Below are 16,753 nucleotides of genomic sequence, written 5' to 3'. Positions count from 1 at the left end.
CAGGCCGGCGTGTTCAGCGCTCAATTGTAGGCCGGATAAGGCGCTCAGGCTGCCATCCGGCAATGCCGCAACCGGCTACTCAGGCGAGCCAGGGCAACAGAGATTTAGTCGCCAGATCAAAGTTAGAGCGGCTAAAACGTCCGGTATTGACCAGTTGCGCAACTTCATCCCACAACACGTATAGCCAGCGCCGCCAGATAAATGATTCCGCCACCGGCGCGCGTTGTAAATACTGCCACAACAGACTTTCCGCCAGCGCATTGTCCATCAAGCGGAACAATTCATACTCTCTCGGTGCCCACAGCATTAAGCCAGGTCCCACCATCGCCAGAAGCTGATCGCTACGGGCGTCTTTGAGCATACTGCGTAAACTGAAATTACCGTGGATCAGTACGCAATTATCATTAAAGCCTTCAAACAAGGCAGGTAAGCATTCTCGGGTACGAAACAAAATTCGCTTGTCCTGCATCGTCAGTCCGGTGTTGTTGAACTGGTTTAACGTGCTCCATAGCACTTCAACACGCTGCCGATACCAGGATGGCCAGAGATTCTCTTGCGTATTGTCCACCGCCCCCACACAGCCACGACTGTCCTGACGGTGCCACGACAGCAAGCCTTCCACGATCTGATCTTTTAAATGCTCCCAGCGTTCCGGGGTTCGGGCAGGCGCTTCTACCGGCACACCGCGTAAACGCTCAAGCAACAGGACATCAGGGCCGGGATGCTCTTCGTGCGTTAAGACCCCATAAATGACTGGCATACGCACCGTCCCGCTGCGTGCCAGCATGGTAGTTTTCCAGGCTAACTGCTGCGCCATCCCCGGTGTGGTGAAACTTCTCGCCATCAGTGGCATCGGATTTCCCTGGCTGTCATACAGTGACCACAGGGCCGTATCCACTTTTTCATTTACGCATTCAATACGACTGAGTTTTTCACCCAACAGATGGCTGAGTTCGGCACGCAACTGTTCCATTTCATATTGCCCTCATAAATGCTACTGCTTTCATAATGAGCGTCGTGCAGACAGATGTCACCCGGATGAGATCAATTGATGAAAAGAAAAGTGGAGGAAAAGCGTAACGATACGATACGCCTCCCAAAAATACGCGTCATACTTCAAGCTGCAGGTGAGTAAAGCCTCCTGCAACTTAAATTATTCAGCGTATCTTGATGGAGAATCGTGAGAAAAACTAACGCATCTCAGCGCGAACACGCTCAAGATCTTCAGCGGTATCAACCCCTGTGCCAGGAACTTCCTTGGCAACGGCGACGTGAATTTTTTCGCCGTACCACAGCACACGCAGTTGTTCCAGCATTTCAATATGCTCAAGCGGGCTCGGCTGCCAGTTTACATAACGGCGAATAAATCCGGCGCGATAACCGTAAATGCCCAGGTGACGCAGGAAGGTATCGCCCACCGTTTCGAGGCTTTTGGCAAAACGGTCACGATCCCATGGGATCGTCGCACGGGAAAAATAGAGTGCATAGCCTTCGGCATCCAGCACAACTTTTACCGCATTCGGATTAAACGCTTCTTCCGCGCTATGAATGGGGGCTGCCAGCGTCGCCATTCCAACCTGACGTTGCGCCAGATTTTCTGCCACCTGACGAATAATGACCGCCGGGATCATCGGCTCATCGCCCTGTACGTTCACGATAACGGTATCATCGCTAAAACCACATTTTTCGACAACTTCCGCCAGTCGCTCCGTGCCAGACTGGTGATCGGCACGTGTCATGCACACTTCGCCACCCACCGCTTCTACCGCGCGAGCGACATCTTCATGATCGGTGGCAACAATAATACGCTCAGCGCCAGATTCACGCGCTCGCTCCAGCACATGCACAATCATAGGCTTGCCGTTGATATCCAGCAGCGGCTTACCCGGCAAACGCGTGGATGCATAACGCGCGGGAATAATGACCACAAAACTCATGATTTACTCTCATCAGCAGTCAGAACACGGGCTTCGGTTTCCAGCAAAACGGGAATGCCATCGCGCAGTGGGAAAGCAAGGTTATCCAGTTTACAAATCAGTTCCTGTTTTTCCTGGTTAAACCAGAGTTTTCCATTGCATACCGGGCAGGCAATGATTTCAAGCAGACGATGATCCATAGTTCCTCCAGATGGACCGGATTGTGAATCCGTAAATATTAACATAATCAATTAAGAGGCTGGGTCTATTTCCCAACCGTGCCGAGAGTCAGCAAATAAACCGTCCGGGCAATCCCCCAATGTCACTCGCGTCGCTTGCTGCCAGCGAGCAAAATCACTGATGGCCTGGAGCAAGCCTTTTTGTAGCGTCACCCCGGGCCTAACGCCATCCTGTAACCACAGTGAAATGACTTCCAGCACAGCGGTTTTACGGTGCATTTTGGCATCTATACGTCCAACCAACTGGCCGCGATGCAGCAGAGGTAAGACAAAATAGCCGTACTGACGTTTAGCCGCTGGCGTATAGCATTCCAGTCGGTAGCTAAAATCAAACAGCTGTTCAGCCCGTTTACGATCCCAGACCACCGGGTCAAACGGGGATAAAACAGCGCTGTGAGTGGCAGTCAACTTTCCTGCCAGAGCAAGTTCCAGTTGCGGCTGAAGGTTGCTATGCAGCCACAGGGTGCCCAGCCCTTCTACATCAACAGGAATTATATGTCGCTGTTCCCTTCGCATATCGCACCAGTTTTTTAACGCCGGGCGCTTCAGTCGATAATAATCCGCCAACCACTGCTCACGGAAAATACCCAAACTACGAGCGCTATTATCCAGCATCACAATTTCGGCTTCATCCTGCGACAGCCGGTCACGCTCGTCATCCCAATGAGGCATGACGCGCTGCGTTAAATCATACACTCGCTGAAAATTACGCCGCTCCACCACCATCACTTTCCCGGATGTAAAAAGCCCTTCCAGATGACGCTTATGCGGCTTCCATTCCCACCAGCCGCTGGAGCCCTTACGAGGATGCTCAAAATCGGCTGAACGAACCGGCCCGTTATGTTGGATGTGCTGGAGCAGTTGCTCAATTTCATGTGCATGTTCTTTCATCCACGCCGCTTTGTATTTCCAGCCCATTTTTTCCGGAGCCAACATCCGATGGCGTATCAGCATAAAGTCGCTGCGCGGTAAAAAACAGGCTTCATGCGCCCAGTACTCCATCAGTTCACCCTGCAGTAAGGCGTCATCGAGCCATTGGGGGGAATAGTCACCCAAACGGCTAAACAGCACCAGATAGGGACTGCGCGCGACAATATTGATGGTATCGATTTGCAATAGGGACATGCGAGAAATGGTCGCCAGAATATCCGCCGGCGTTGCCCGACGACGTGTTTTTTTCAGCAGACCTTGTGCAGCAAGGTGAAGATGACGGGCATCCGTCAAAGAAAGGTGCGGCAACGACATTTATGGCCTCATAAATGATCCGCTGCCGCAGCTTGAATCGGTTAGCGAGTCAGCGAGATTAAGCTATCCAGCAACGCATCAGGTCGTTCGCCTGACAGATGTGCGTCAACGGGTAAATACCACCAGTTATCATCAGCAAATGCGCGGCATTTGACGGCATCTTTTTCCGTCATCACCAGCGTTTGTCCTTCGGCTAACAACGCACTGACGTCACTGTAGGTCAGAGACTGATGGTCCGCCAGTGCGACACATTTTTGTGGCCTTGCACCACATGCCTCAAGCGTGGCAAAAAAACGGGGTGGGTGGCCGATACCCGCCATGGCGACAATATCAGGAAGTTGCGCGACATCGCGGCGTTCACCGGTACGTAAATTAACGGCCAGTCCCGGCTCAAGATGCATGGGAATTTCACCCGGTCGCGCAACGCCGCCATTAACGATCGTGGCATCCACCGATTTCAGCCGACCAGCACGCTCACGCATTGGACCCGCAGGAAGCCACCAGCCGTTACCAAACCGACGCACACCGTCAATCACCACGATTTCAACATCACGAGCCAGACGATAGTGCTGTAACCCATCGTCCGTCACAATGATCTGCACATCATGATGAGCAAGGATCGCTTTTACCGCATCCGATCTTACCGGAGATACCGCTACGGGTACGCCGGTACGTTGAAAGATAAGCACAGGCTCATCACCCGCTTCTGCAGTAGTGGTGTCTGCCGTTAGCAATAGCGGATAAGTCGCTGCTTTCCCGCCATAGCCGCGAGACACTACGCCCACACGAATACCGCGTTGCTGCAGCTGCTCAACCAGCCAGATGACTACCGGTGTTTTACCATTGCCACCTGCGGTAAGATTACCGACCACCACCACCGGTACTGGCGCACGCCATGCACGTTTAAGCCCAAGCTTGTAGCATAGACGAATCCCGCCACTCACCAGACCATACAGCCAGGAAAGTGGCAGTAATAATCGCCATAACGGCGATTCACCGGACCAGATACGTGCGATCATTGACCAAATTGCATTTTATGTAATTGTGCATAAACCCCACGCTGCTCAAGCAGTTCGCTATGAGTTCCGCGCTCAACAATCAGCCCGTCTTCCACCACGATGATCTCGTCTGCCTGTTCAATGGTAGAAAGGCGGTGGGCAATAACCAGAGAAGTACGGTTTTTCTGTAGCTCATCAAGTGCAGACTGAATCGCGCGTTCAGATTCGGTATCCAGCGCCGACGTAGCTTCATCGAGGATCAGGATCGGGCTGTCGCGCAGCAAAGCGCGAGCAATGGCGATACGCTGGCGCTGACCACCTGAAAGCAGCACGCCGTTTTCGCCAATCACCGTATCCAGACCATCATCCATCTTGTTGATGAAATCCATGGCGTAGGCCATCTGTGCGGCTTTTTCGATCTGCTCACGGCTATACATATCGGTACGTGCGTAGGCGATATTGTTGGCAACCGTATCATTGAACAGGTGAACGTTCTGCGATACCAGCGCCACCTGATCGCGCAGAGATGACAGGGTGTATTCACGCAGGTCGTGCCCATCCATTAGAATCTGCCCTTCATCAATATCGTAGAAGCGCGTAATCAGGCTGGCGATGGTGGATTTACCAGAACCAGAACGTCCAACCAGGGCAACGGTTTTGCCCGCCGGAATATTCAAGTTGATGTTACGTAACGCAGGAATGTCACGGCCCGGGTAGGTAAAGGTCACATTACGGAACTCCAGATCGCCGGAAGCGCGTTCAATGACGCGTTTACCTTCATCTTTCTCTTGTTCGCTATCCAGAATCGTAAATAAGGTCTGGCATGCCGCCATACCGCGCTGGAACTGTGCATTGACGTTAGTCAGTGATTTCAGCGGACGCATCAGGGCGATCATTGAAGAGAAGACAACGGTAATTGTCCCTGCCGTCAGGTTTTCCATCACGCTTGGGAAACTGGCCGCATATAACACGAAAGCCAGAGCCAGAGAAGCGATCAACTGGATGATAGGATCGGAGATAGAAGAGGCAGAAACCATCTTCATCCCCTGCAAACGCATCTTGTTGCTGACTTTATCAAAACGCTTGGTTTCAACTTCCTGACCACCAAAAATCAACACTTCTTTGTGGCCTTTCAGCATCTGCTCTGCACTGGTGGTAACCTGCCCCATGGTGTTTTGCATGTTTTTACTGATGTTACGAAAACGCTTGGAGACCACGCGAATGGCCACCGACACGATGGGTGCCAGCACAATCAGGATCAATGACAGCTGCCAACTGTAGTAGAACATCATGATAAACAGGCCAATAATTGAGGCCCCTTCACGTACCACAGTGATCAATGCGCCGGAAGACGAAGACGCGACCTGCTCTGAATCATAGGTAATACGAGACAGCAGCGTACCGGTGGACTGTTTATCAAAAAAGGCGACAGGCATGCCCATCATATGACCAAACAGGCGGCGGCGCATGGTCATGACCACTTTGCCTGACACCCATGAAATACAGTAGCTGGAGACATAGCTCGTAATACCACGAACTATCATCAGCCCAATGACCACCAGCGGCATCCACAGCAGCACAGAGCGATCGGTTTTACCAAAACCATCATCCAGTAATGGCTTGAGGAGCGATAACATGAAGGTATCGCTGGCCGCGTTAAGGACTAACGCTATACCCGCCACGATCAGACCCGATTTAAAAGGCGCTATGGTTGGCCATAGTCGGCGAAACGTCTGCCACGTAGAGAGATCTTTATCGTTATGCATTCAAAAAACCAGCATTTGTTAGAATAGCCGCATATTCTACCCGTTATCCTCCAACACGCCAAACCACTGATGATACCAACGGGGTAAAATCTGATCCCGTAAACTGCGTATTCGCCAACTTTTTTGATAAATATCCAGCGTGATTTGCCCCTGGTGGGGTGTGTCCAGCCACTGGTAATTTTGTTGCCGGTAACGCTGCCGGACTTTCCATGACGGTAGACGCCAGGCATTGTAGCGGGATGCAGAGGCTATTGCGGCCTGTCCACCAATGCGTTGAACTAGCGCCAATGAGGATGACGTGTTACTCCCATGGTGTGGAACCTGCACAAACGTAGCCTGCAGATGCTGCCAGTAGTGACTTAGCATTTTTTGTTCAGCTGGGGATTCAATATCACCTGTCAGAAGAATACTCTGATGTCCGTCATCCACCTTTACCACACAGGAATGGTTATTCCCCTGCTCTTTATTTCCACTGACTGGCCAATGTGCGCTAAATGTTAATCCCTGCCACTGCCAGCGTTCCCCGCGAAAACAAGGGAGATGACCTTTCCAGCCCAACGGACTTCTAATCCACAGCGACGGCCAGGCTTGCTGTAGTGATTGCAACCCTCCCCGGTGATCCAAATGTTCGTGGCTTAGAATTACCCCTTGCGGTTCCAGGTTGTGCCAACGTAGCCAGGGAATGATCAACTGCTGCGCACTATCGCCCTCTGGCCAGGCCAATCCGGTATCATAGAGAATCGCTTTACCATTACGGACAATCACCATTGCCAGTCCCTGCCCTACATCCAGCATATGGACCTGCCACAAATCAGCGCGGGGTGTTCTCCAGAATGGTCCACTCAATAACAAAAGTCCGGTAAAACAGGCAACCGGTAGCGTTTTCCATGCTTTTAATCGCCATGCAATAAGCGTCAGCCATGGGGACAGCGCAAGCCATTGCCAACGTCCATCAATGTTGATCCATCCTTCCGGTAAGCTATTGAGTCCCCAAAATAACAGTGCCAGAGAACGGTCAGCGAAATACCACAATCCCGCCTCAATCATCACCTGACCGGTTAAATGCACGACCATTCCCGCTAATATCAGGGGAACTGAAACAAATGTGACCAGCGGTACCGCAAATAAATTGGCCAAGAATGAGGTCAGGCTAATACCGTGAAATAATGCGATTTGGACAGGCAGAAGCAGCACCGTAATACCCAACTGAAGATGAGCAAGCGCCAGTGCTGCACGCCCGATACGCGGGAGTGGCCAGTACGGCATCGGCATCCACTGATACCAGAATATCAGCGCCGCTACGGCGAAAGCAGACAACCACAGGCTTTGTGAAAGCACCGCGACCGGATCCACTACCACAATTGCTGCCAGGCAGGTAATCCAGACTGCCCAGCCACTCCACTGCCTGCCGCTTAGTTTTAGTCCCCCCCATACCATTAGCGCGGTGACCGTGCGTAATGCCGGTGGCTGCAGCCCCGTCAGCCAGGCATAAAATACAGCGCAGAGCACACCCCCGACTAGCGGAGCCTGCCAGCAGATCCAGCGTGCCGGCATAAAAAATTGTCCACCGCGTATCAGTCCGCCAGCGAGGAGTGCGGCAAAAGCAATATGCAGCCCGGAAATAGCCATCAAATGTGCTGTTCCGGTATCACGCATTATATTTTTTACCGCCTGCGATACAGACAAACGTTCCCCCATCCCTAACCCCAGTATGACTTGCTGCCAGGGATAGGCGGCAAGCGTGGTTTTTAGCGAGGAGAGATAACGTGCACGCAGACTGCATTGCGGCGTAATCACTGAGGCCTGCAGAAAACGCCCCGTCAGCGGCTGATGCTGTGCCAATGCATAGCGCTGGCTATCAAATCCACCTTCATTCAGTTGCCCATGCACAGCGCGAACTTTCAGCGTCATCGCCCATGTCTGACCTGCGCAAACATCGCCGGGTAAGTACTGCCCATACAGGACGACGCCAACGGCAGGAAATATCCGTCTCCCCTGAAGGTGTGTAATCTGACCGTAGTGCGTGGTCATATTGTCGGTCCCGGTTATTTGAACGATAGCCTGCTGCGTTTTGGCCGGGAGCGTATCCCCAGCCCAGAGAACCTCTTTCGCTGCCAGTATTCCCCACAGGAAAAACAGCAGGACTAATCCGACGTAATGCATATATCGATGAGGAATGAGACAAAGCAGACACGCCAGACCAAATACAAAGCTGACACACAGCATGTCAGGTAATACGGGTAATACCGTCAGCGGGAGAATGCCGCATAACGCACACGTACTGATTGTTGTTATTTTCATATGACACCTCCCTGTGACAGAGAGTGTGCAGGACAACTCAGCAGATGTCTGGCAACTATTTACCGGTAAACGAGGTGCATTCCGCTGTTATTTAACTGCAGATGTAACATACAACCAGGTTGGGAGAGCGATTCCAGTACAGAGAGGTAAAAATGAAAAAAGCACCCATACAGGTGCTTTTCTCGGAGCTAAGTCTTGCTGAGGACTTAACCGTAAATATTGGCGCGATCGCGCAGTTCTTTACCCGGTTTAAAGTGCGGAACATATTTTCCTTCCAGATCCACTTTATCGCCAGTCTTCGGATTACGTCCGGTGCGTGGTGCGCGGTAATGCAAAGAAAAACTACCGAAACCGCGGATTTCAATACGCTCGCCCTGCGCAAGAGTCGAGGCCATATGTTCCAGCATCTCTTTTACTGCATCTTCAACCGCTTTCGCGGGAATATGAGGTTGCTGGGTTGCAAGTCTTTCAATCAATTCTGACTTGGTCATGATTCCTCCGGTTCCTTAAAGGCAAAATTAGCTGCTGCATTGATTAAGGGCGGCCGTAGCCGCCCTTTGTCATTGATTACAGGACGAATCCTGTAATCTGTCAAGCTACTCGTCACCCTTTGTGCTGTTAATAGCACAAAGGATTATACCCGTCATACTTCAAGCTGCATGTGCGTTGGCTACGCTCGTTCACCCCAATCACTTACTGAAGTAAGCTCCTGGGGATTCGCTCCCTTGCCGCCTTCCTGCAACTCGAATTATTTAGGGTATAGAGTACTCGATATTACTCGCCTTTAGCTGCTTTGAAAGCTTCAGCCATTGCGTTGTTAGAGAAGTTTGCATCTTCCTGTTTGTTAACAGTTGCGATTGCATCTTTCTCATCAGCTTCGTCTTTAGCACGAACAGACAGGCTGATTGCACGGTTCTTACGATCAACGCCGGTGAATTTAGCTTCAACGTCGTCGCCTACGCTCAGAACCAGAGTTGCATCTTCAACGCGGTCGCGGGAAGCTTCAGAAGCGCGCAGGTAACCTTCAACGCCGTCAGCCAGTTCTACGGTTGCGCCTTTAGCGTCAACTGCAGTGACTTTACCGTTTACGATTGCGCCTTTCTTGTTCAGTGCAACCCAGTTGTTGAACGGATCTTCTGCGAGCTGTTTAACGCCCAGAGAGATACGCTCACGTTCTGCATCAACCTGCAGAACAACTGCTGCGATTTCGTCGCCTTTTTTGTATTCACGTACTGCTTCTTCGCCTGCAACGTTCCAGGAGATGTCAGACAGGTGAACCAGGCCGTCGATGCCGCCGTCCAGGCCGATGAAGATACCGAAGTCAGTGATAGACTTGATTTTACCTTCAACACGGTCGCCCTTGTTGTGGGTTTCCGCGAACTGCTGCCATGGGTTGTTTTTGCACTGCTTCAGACCCAGGGAGATACGACGACGTTCTTCGTCGATATCCAGAACCATAACTTCCACTACGTCGCCAACGTTAACAACTTTGGACGGGTGGATGTTTTTGTTGGTCCAATCCATTTCGGAAACGTGAACCAGGCCTTCAACGCCTTCTTCGATTTCAACGAAGCAGCCGTAGTCGGTCAGGTTGGTCACGCGGCCAGTCAGTTTGGTACCTTCCGGATAACGCTTAGCGATAGCTACCCATGGATCTTCGCCCAGCTGTTTCAGGCCCAGAGATACACGAGTACGCTCGCGGTCGAACTTCAGCACTTTAACAGTGATTTCGTCGCCAACGTTTACGATTTCGCTCGGATGCTTAACGCGTTTCCATGCCATGTCGGTGATGTGCAGCAGGCCGTCAACGCCACCCAGATCAACGAATGCACCGTAGTCAGTGAGGTTCTTAACGATACCTTTAACTTCCATGCCTTCCTGCAGGTTTTCCAGCAGCTGATCGCGTTCTGCGCTGTTTTCGGATTCGATAACGGCACGACGGGAAACAACAACGTTGTTACGCTTCTGATCCAGCTTGATGACTTTGAATTCAAGCTCTTTGCCTTCCAGGTGCAGCGTGTCGCGGACCGGACGAACGTCTACCAGGGAACCCGGCAGGAACGCGCGAATACCATTCAGCTCAACAGTGAAGCCACCCTTGACTTTGCCATTGATAACACCAGTAACGGTTGCAGCTTCTTCGTAAGCTTTTTCCAGCGTGATCCAAGCTTCGTGACGTTTAGCTTTTTCACGGGACAGCAGGGTTTCACCGAAGCCGTCTTCTACTGCATCCAGAGCAACGTCAACTTCGTCACCAACCTGGATTTCCAGCTCGCCCTGGGCGTTTTTGAACTGCTCTGCCGGAATGGCGGACTCAGATTTCAGACCGGCGTCAACCAGTACTACGTCTTTGTCGATAGCAACAACAACACCACGAACGATGGAACCCGGACGGGTTTCGATTTCTTTTAAGGATTCTTCAAACAGTTGAGCAAAAGATTCAGTCATGTTTAATCTTCAGGTTTCATATTTAACGTCCACCTGGCTCCATGCCGGATGGGGTTGTTTAACATACCCGCTGTCAATCCATTGCAACGGGGGTACTGCAAATTCGGTCGCACTTATGCGAGAGCCAGTTTTTGGCGCGCGTATTGTAACGCTTTTTCAATCACTTGCTCAATGCTTAATCGGGTTGAATCCAAAACTAAAGCATCAGCAGCGGGAACCAGCGGCGCTACAGCACGGTTGCGATCACGATCATCGCGTTCTTCGATCTCGGCCAAAAGGCGTTCAAAGTTAACACTAAAGCCCTTCTCCTGCAACTGTAGCATACGTCGATGCGCACGTTCTTGCGAGGAGGCGTCCAGAAAAATTTTTACTGGCGCATCAGGGAATACCACCGTGCCCATATCGCGTCCGTCAGCGATCAGGCCAGGTGCTTCGCGGAAGGCACGTTGGCGGCGCAAAAGCGCTTCGCGCACACGGGGAAATGCAGCCACCTGGGATGCGGCATTTGCCACTTCCTGAGTGCGGATTTCACCACTGACATCTTCGCCTTCCAGAATAACTTCCAGATTGCCGTCTGTTGAGATAAAACGCACATCCAGATGCGATGCAAGCGGTACCAGAGCATCTTCAGAAGTCACATCAACATGATGATGCAACGCCGCAAGAGCCAGTACACGGTAGATCGCGCCTGAATCTAACAGATGCCACTGCAATGCTTCCGCCATTGCCTTGCACAAGGTGCCTTTACCTGCACCACTTGGGCCATCAATGGTAATAACCGGGGCAATTGCCGTCATCTTTTTCTCCTTAAACAGGCATACGTTAACGTGAACGCCGCGCATTATACGCGCCAACGTCTACGAACGTTATCTTTGTGTGAAAAATACAGACTCATTGAAGCTGAGTGTAGAATAAATGGGCAATCGGAGATGACGGAATGTGCCGCACCCGAAGATGCGGCAATAAAGTCAGGCAGGTGTGCTGATACGGGCCAATTGTTCGAAGTAATCCGGGAAGGTTTTCGCGGTACATTTCGGGTCAAGAATGGTAACGGGTGTGTCAGACAGCGCCACCAGCGAGAAACACATCGCCATACGGTGATCGTTATAGGTCGCAATATCCGCAAACTGCAGCTTAACCGGCGGAGTGATACGGATAAAATCATGCCCCTCTTCAACTTCCGCACCCACTTTCCGTAGCTCGGTTGCCATAGCAAACAGACGGTCAGTCTCTTTGACACGCCAGTTGTAAATGTTCCGTAAAGTCGTTGTGCCCTTTGCAAACAGCGCAGCGGTCGCAATGGTCATTGCCGCATCAGGAATATGATTCATATCCATATCAACAGCGTTCAACTCACCGCGAGTACAGGCAATAAAATCATCACCCCATGTCACGGTCGCGCCCATTTTTTCCAGCACATCGGCAAAGCGAATATCACCCTGCATGCTATGACGCCCAATTCCGGTAACCTTCACCGTACCGCCTTTGATCGCGCCAGCCGCGAGAAAGTACGAGGCCGATGAAGCATCGCCTTCTACCAGATAAGCGCCCGGAGACTGGTATTGTTGGTTGCCTTGTACGACAAAACGCTGGTAGTTCTGGTTTTCAATGTCAACACCAAACGTTTTCATCAGGTTCAGCGTGATGTCGATGTACGGTTTTGACACCAGATCGCCTTTAATCGCGATCGTCGTATCCTGCGGTGCCAGCGGTGCCGTCATCAGCAGCGCGGTCAGGAACTGGCTGGAAACGCTGCCGTCTACCTCAACCTGTCCTCCGTCGAAGCCACCACGCAGACGTAAAGGCGGATAGTTTTCCTGCTCCAGGTATTCAATATTCGCTCCGCCCTGGTGCAGCGCATCAACCAGATGGCCAATCGGGCGCTCTTTCATGCGCGGTTCACCCGTCAACACGATATCATTGCTGCCCAGGCACAGAGCTGCGGCCAGCGGGCGCATTGCGGTTCCGGCGTTACCAAGGAACAGCTCTACAGCACCTTCGGCATGCAGCGGACCACCATTCCCCGTAATTTCACAGCGGGTACGATCGGCCGAAAGGGTATAGCTAATCCCCAACGCATTCAGCGCATTCAGCATATGGCGGACATCATCACTGTCCAGCAGGTTTGTCAGGACAGTGGTGCCATTTGCTAATGCAGCCAGCAGCAAAGCGCGGTTAGAAACACTTTTGGATCCAGGCAGATTGATGGTGCCATCCACCCGCGCAATGGGTTGTAACGTCAGGGATTCCATGAAACTCAACTCTCAAAAACAGACATAAAAACCCCACAGGCTGGCTGTGGGGATGAAAAGTACAGCAGATTAGCCGCGGCGACGCTCGAAATCGACCATGAAATCGGTCAGTGCTTTTACGCCTTCCAGCGGCATAGCGTTATAGATTGAAGCCCGCATTCCGCCAACCACACGGTGTCCCTTCAGTGCATGCAGACCCGCAGCAAACGACTCTTCCAGGAAGAGTTTATCGAGCGCGCTGTCAGCCAACTGGAACGGTACGTTCATGCGTGAACGGTTCGACTTCGCCACATCGTTGCGGTAGAAATCACTGTTATCAATCACGCCGTACAGCAGTTCTGCTTTTTGCTGGTTAATTTTATCCATTGCACTGACACCGCCCTGTTTTTTCAGCCATTTAAAGACCAGGCCTGACAGATACCAGGCAAAGGTCGGTGGCGTGTTAAACATGGAGTCGTTGTCATTCAGTACGGTATAGTCAAGGATCGACGGGCAAGACACGTGGGCTTTACCCAGTAAATCTTCACGTACGATGACAATGGTCAGCCCCGCAGGGCCAATATTTTTCTGCGCACCCGCGTAGATAACGCCATAGCGGCTAACATCAAGCGGCGCGGAAAGAATGGTAGAAGACAGATCCGCCGTGACGACCACATTGCTGGCAAAATTCGGCGTTTCATCAATCGCGATACCGTCGATGGTTTCGTTCGGGCAATAGTGCAGATATGCCGCGTTGTCAGAAAGCAGCCATTCGCTCATCGGCTTAACAGCGCGCAGGCCATCAACGGTGACTTTGGCATCAATAACGTTTGGCGTGCAGTATTTTTTCGCTTCTTTAATTGCACTGGCGGCCCAATAACCGGCATCGACGTAATCCGCGGTGGTTTTATCACCCAGAATATTTAACGGGATACCCGCGAACTGCCCGCGACCACCGCCATGGCAGAACAACACTTTATAGTTGGAGGGGATACTGAGAAGATCGCGAAAATCCTGCTCCGCTTCCTCTGCAACCTGGATAAACTCTTTGCCTCGGTGGCTAATTTCCATCACCGACGTGCCAAGACCGTTCCAGTCACAAAGATCCTGTTGAGCCAGTTTAAGTACTTCCGCCGGAAGCATTGCCGGACCTGAACTAAAATTGAAGACCTGAGCCATTTCCCCTCACCACGTTGTGTTGTTATCCAATCAACATCCTGTCGTTTACGATAATTCCTGTGACAGACATTGGGTATAAGTTATTCCTGTGGATATCGGTTTTATCATTCAGTGACACGCGCCGCAATGGGTAAAACTGGCCAGGGCAAAAATGAGCGATGCGTCACACAACAGAATCTATCGGATTGACGGATAAAAACCGAGATTTTCGCTATCAGGAGGCGCGTTTTGCCCAACCGACCTGCGACCATTCTGGTTTTGCATAGCGCAGAGATATATAAAGAAAGAAGCCCCCCTTCCCTTCAGCAGATAGTCCGCAAACATTCGACTGAACACGCTACGGTGTGAATCAAAGGCTTTATTTACGCCGAGGCTCCAGCGGCGATAGCGCCATTCATTGAAAACCCGTATCATTGCGCGCTTTCCGTACGACAAAAGTGATTTTCATGACGCAAACATTTATCCCCGGCAAAGATGCCGCACTGGAAGATTCCATCGCTCGCTTCCAGCAAAAATTACTCGACCTCGGTTTTCAAATTGAAGAAGCCTCATGGTTGAATCCCGTTCCTAACGTCTGGTCTGTACATATTCGCGACAAAGAATGCGCGCTGTGCTTTACCAACGGTAAAGGTGCGACGAAAAAAGCGGCGCTGGCTTCCGCACTGGGCGAATATTTTGAGCGTCTGTCCACGAATTACTTCTTTGCGGATTTCTGGCTGGGCGAAACCATCGCTAACGGCCCGTTCGTACATTACCCGAACGAAAAATGGTTCCCACTGACTGAAGATGATGACGTACCTGAAGGTTTGCTGGATGCGCGTCTGCGTGCATTCTACGATCCAGACAATGAACTGACCGGTAGCATGCTTATCGATCTGCAATCCGGCAATGAAGAACGCGGCGTTTGCGGCCTGCCGTTTACCCGCCAGTCAGATAATCAGACCGTTTACATTCCGATGAACATTATCGGTAACCTGTACGTATCTAACGGTATGTCTGCAGGTAACACACCGAATGAAGCCCGTGTTCAGGGGCTGTCTGAAGTTTTTGAGCGCTATGTGAAGAACCGCATTATCGCGGAAAGTATCAGCCTGCCGGAAATTCCGGCCGAAGTGATGGCGCGTTACCCGGCAGTCGTTGAATCCATTGCAAAGCTGGAGGCCGAAGGATTTCCAATCTTCGCGTACGACGGCTCGCTGGGCGGCAAATACCCGGTTATCTGCGTTGTACTGTTCAACCCGGCTAACGGTACCTGTTTTGCCTCTTTCGGTGCGCACCCGGATTTCGGTGTTGCACTGGAGCGTACCGTCACTGAGCTGTTGCAGGGCCGTGGTCTGAAAGATCTTGATGTCTTCACCCCCCCAACCTTCGACGATGAAGAAGTGGCTGAGCACACTAACCTCGAAACGCACTTCATCGATTCCAGCGGTCTGATCTCCTGGGATCTGTTCAAGCAGGATGCCGATTACCCGTTCGTTGACTGGAATTTCTCCGGTACAACGGAAGAAGAGTTTGCAACCCTGATGACCATCTTCAAAGCGGAAGATAAAGAAGTCTACATCGCCGACTACGAGCATCTGAGCGTTTACGCTTGCCGCATTATCGTTCCGGGTATGTCTGACATCTACCCAGCAGAAGATTTGTGGTTAGCCAACAACAGCATGGGCGCGCATCTGCGCGACACTATTCTGTCTCTGCCGGGTAGCGAATGGGAAAAAGAAGACTACCTCAACCTGCTCGCACAGCTGGATGAAGAAGGGTTTGACGACTTCACTCGCGTACGTGAGCTTCTGGGTTTGGCGACCGGTGCGGATAATGGCTGGTATACCCTGCGCATTGGCGAACTCAAAGTAATGCTGGCTCTGGCGGGTGGTGACCTTGAGCAGGCACTGATCTGGACGGAATGGACAATGGAATTTAACGCATCCGTCTTTAGTGCTGAACGCGCAAACTATTACCGTTGCCTGCAAACTCTGCTGCTGTTGTCACAAGAAGAGGACCGCCAGCCGCTGCAGTATCTTAACGCATTTGTTCGTATGTACGGTGCAGAGGCAGTTGAAGCAGCAAGTGCAGCAATGAGCGGAGAAGCGCCATTCTACGGATTACAAACAGTTGATAGCGATCTGCAGGCTTTCCCGGCACATCAGTCTCTGCTGAAAGCCTATGAGAAGCTGCAACGCGCGAAAGCAGCGCACTGGTCAAAATAGTGGCAAACAGCCTATGTTGAGTAGGCTAAACGTATTGTCTGGGCTATATTACGGGGCGCTTTAAGCGCCCTGTTTTTTTATTTTTGTCTACTCAAAAATAAATGTAAAAGCAAGGTTAAATATTAGTAGTTGATATTAAAAATTTTGGTTTATTAATGTCGCTATTTATCTCAATTACTCCATTTTAATTAACCGTCCAACTGGAGGCATAAAGAAAAAATTC

General features: G+C 51.3%; 13 protein-coding genes. 1 reads left to right on the top strand and 12 read right to left on the bottom strand.

The genetic code is table 11. The features are described from left to right. Positions 1-79: 79 nt before the first annotated feature. From NNO03_RS08855 to serC, 12 genes are all read right to left on the bottom strand, one after another. Positions 80-973: a YcbJ family phosphotransferase gene (locus NNO03_RS08855; protein ID WP_137382824.1), complete on the bottom strand. Its 894-nt coding sequence runs from the start codon at positions 971-973 to the stop codon at positions 80-82. Between the two features lie 217 nt (positions 974-1,190). Then, positions 1,191-1,937, bottom strand: coding sequence for a 3-deoxy-manno-octulosonate cytidylyltransferase (gene kdsB / locus NNO03_RS08850; protein WP_016152452.1), 747 nt, complete (start codon positions 1,935-1,937; stop codon positions 1,191-1,193). Next, positions 1,934-2,116, bottom strand: coding sequence for a protein YcaR (gene ycaR / locus NNO03_RS08845; protein WP_003035793.1), 183 nt, complete (start codon positions 2,114-2,116; stop codon positions 1,934-1,936). The genes kdsB and ycaR overlap by 4 nt, the downstream gene beginning before the upstream one ends. A 51-nt stretch (positions 2,117-2,167) precedes the next feature. Next, positions 2,168-3,400 (bottom strand): winged helix-turn-helix domain-containing protein, encoded by a 1,233-nt coding sequence (locus tag NNO03_RS08840; protein WP_271449317.1) that lies wholly within the window; start codon positions 3,398-3,400, stop codon positions 2,168-2,170. 41 nt (positions 3,401-3,441) lie between these two features. Continuing rightward, positions 3,442-4,419 carry a tetraacyldisaccharide 4'-kinase gene (gene lpxK, locus NNO03_RS08835; RefSeq protein WP_271449316.1) on the bottom strand — a complete coding sequence of 326 codons (978 nt, stop codon included), beginning with the start codon at positions 4,417-4,419 and terminating at the stop codon, positions 3,442-3,444. Further along, a complete protein-coding gene (msbA, locus tag NNO03_RS08830; RefSeq protein WP_271449315.1) occupies positions 4,416-6,164 on the bottom strand; it encodes a lipid A ABC transporter ATP-binding protein/permease MsbA in 1,749 nt (582 codons plus the stop codon). Before msbA ends, lpxK begins: the two co-directional genes overlap by 4 nt. Positions 6,165-6,200: 36 nt before the next feature. Further along, complete coding sequence (locus tag NNO03_RS08825) at positions 6,201-8,465, bottom strand: ComEC family protein (protein ID WP_271449314.1); 2,265 nt, start codon at positions 8,463-8,465, stop codon at positions 6,201-6,203. Between the two features lie 206 nt (positions 8,466-8,671). After that, a complete protein-coding gene (gene ihfB / locus NNO03_RS08820) occupies positions 8,672-8,956 on the bottom strand; it encodes an integration host factor subunit beta (protein ID WP_003035780.1) in 285 nt (94 codons plus the stop codon). Between the two features lie 283 nt (positions 8,957-9,239). Beyond that, positions 9,240-10,913, bottom strand: coding sequence for a 30S ribosomal protein S1 (gene rpsA / locus NNO03_RS08815; RefSeq protein WP_003035776.1), 1,674 nt, complete (start codon positions 10,911-10,913; stop codon positions 9,240-9,242). A 113-nt stretch (positions 10,914-11,026) separates the two neighbouring features. Further along, on the bottom strand, positions 11,027-11,710 hold the full coding sequence (gene cmk / locus NNO03_RS08810; RefSeq protein WP_137382818.1) for a (d)CMP kinase: 684 nt from the start codon (positions 11,708-11,710) through the stop codon (positions 11,027-11,029). Positions 11,711-11,881: 171 nt separating this feature from the next. Beyond that, positions 11,882-13,165, bottom strand: a complete 1,284-nt coding sequence (gene aroA, locus NNO03_RS08805) for a 3-phosphoshikimate 1-carboxyvinyltransferase (protein WP_271449313.1) — start codon at positions 13,163-13,165, stop codon at positions 11,882-11,884. 69 nt (positions 13,166-13,234) lie between these two features. After that, on the bottom strand, positions 13,235-14,323 hold the full coding sequence (gene serC, locus NNO03_RS08800; protein ID WP_271449312.1) for a 3-phosphoserine/phosphohydroxythreonine transaminase: 1,089 nt from the start codon (positions 14,321-14,323) through the stop codon (positions 13,235-13,237). Positions 14,324-14,769: 446 nt separating this feature from the next. Between serC and ycaO the strand changes: the two genes are divergently transcribed. Then, a complete protein-coding gene (gene ycaO / locus NNO03_RS08795) occupies positions 14,770-16,530 on the top strand; it encodes a 30S ribosomal protein S12 methylthiotransferase accessory factor YcaO (RefSeq protein WP_271449311.1) in 1,761 nt (586 codons plus the stop codon). The last annotated feature ends 223 nt before the right edge of the window (positions 16,531-16,753 follow it).

This window comes from Citrobacter sp. Igbk 16, from assembly GCF_028069755.1.
Taxonomy (GTDB): Bacteria; Pseudomonadota; Gammaproteobacteria; order Enterobacterales; family Enterobacteriaceae; genus Citrobacter.
The sequence above is the reverse complement of the archived record's forward strand: the minus strand, read 5'-3'. Positions and strand labels throughout refer to the sequence as shown.

Coding starts and splice junctions, on each gene's coding strand:
- NNO03_RS08855 (WP_137382824.1), bottom strand. CDS start 973: ATGGAACAGTTGCGTGCCGAACTCAGCCATCTGTTGGGTGAAAAACTC.
- kdsB (WP_016152452.1), bottom strand. CDS start 1,937: ATGAGTTTTGTGGTCATTATTCCCGCGCGTTATGCATCCACGCGTTTG.
- ycaR (WP_003035793.1), bottom strand. CDS start 2,116: ATGGATCATCGTCTGCTTGAAATCATTGCCTGCCCGGTATGCAATGGA.
- NNO03_RS08840 (WP_271449317.1), bottom strand. CDS start 3,400: ATGTCGTTGCCGCACCTTTCTTTGACGGATGCCCGTCATCTTCACCTT.
- lpxK (WP_271449316.1), bottom strand. CDS start 4,419: ATGATCGCACGTATCTGGTCCGGTGAATCGCCGTTATGGCGATTATTA.
- msbA (WP_271449315.1), bottom strand. CDS start 6,164: ATGCATAACGATAAAGATCTCTCTACGTGGCAGACGTTTCGCCGACTA.
- NNO03_RS08825 (WP_271449314.1), bottom strand. CDS start 8,465: ATGAAAATAACAACAATCAGTACGTGTGCGTTATGCGGCATTCTCCCG.
- ihfB (WP_003035780.1), bottom strand. CDS start 8,956: ATGACCAAGTCAGAATTGATTGAAAGACTTGCAACCCAGCAACCTCAT.
- rpsA (WP_003035776.1), bottom strand. CDS start 10,913: ATGACTGAATCTTTTGCTCAACTGTTTGAAGAATCCTTAAAAGAAATC.
- cmk (WP_137382818.1), bottom strand. CDS start 11,710: ATGACGGCAATTGCCCCGGTTATTACCATTGATGGCCCAAGTGGTGCA.
- aroA (WP_271449313.1), bottom strand. CDS start 13,165: ATGGAATCCCTGACGTTACAACCCATTGCGCGGGTGGATGGCACCATC.
- serC (WP_271449312.1), bottom strand. CDS start 14,323: ATGGCTCAGGTCTTCAATTTTAGTTCAGGTCCGGCAATGCTTCCGGCG.
- ycaO (WP_271449311.1), top strand. CDS start 14,770: ATGACGCAAACATTTATCCCCGGCAAAGATGCCGCACTGGAAGATTCC.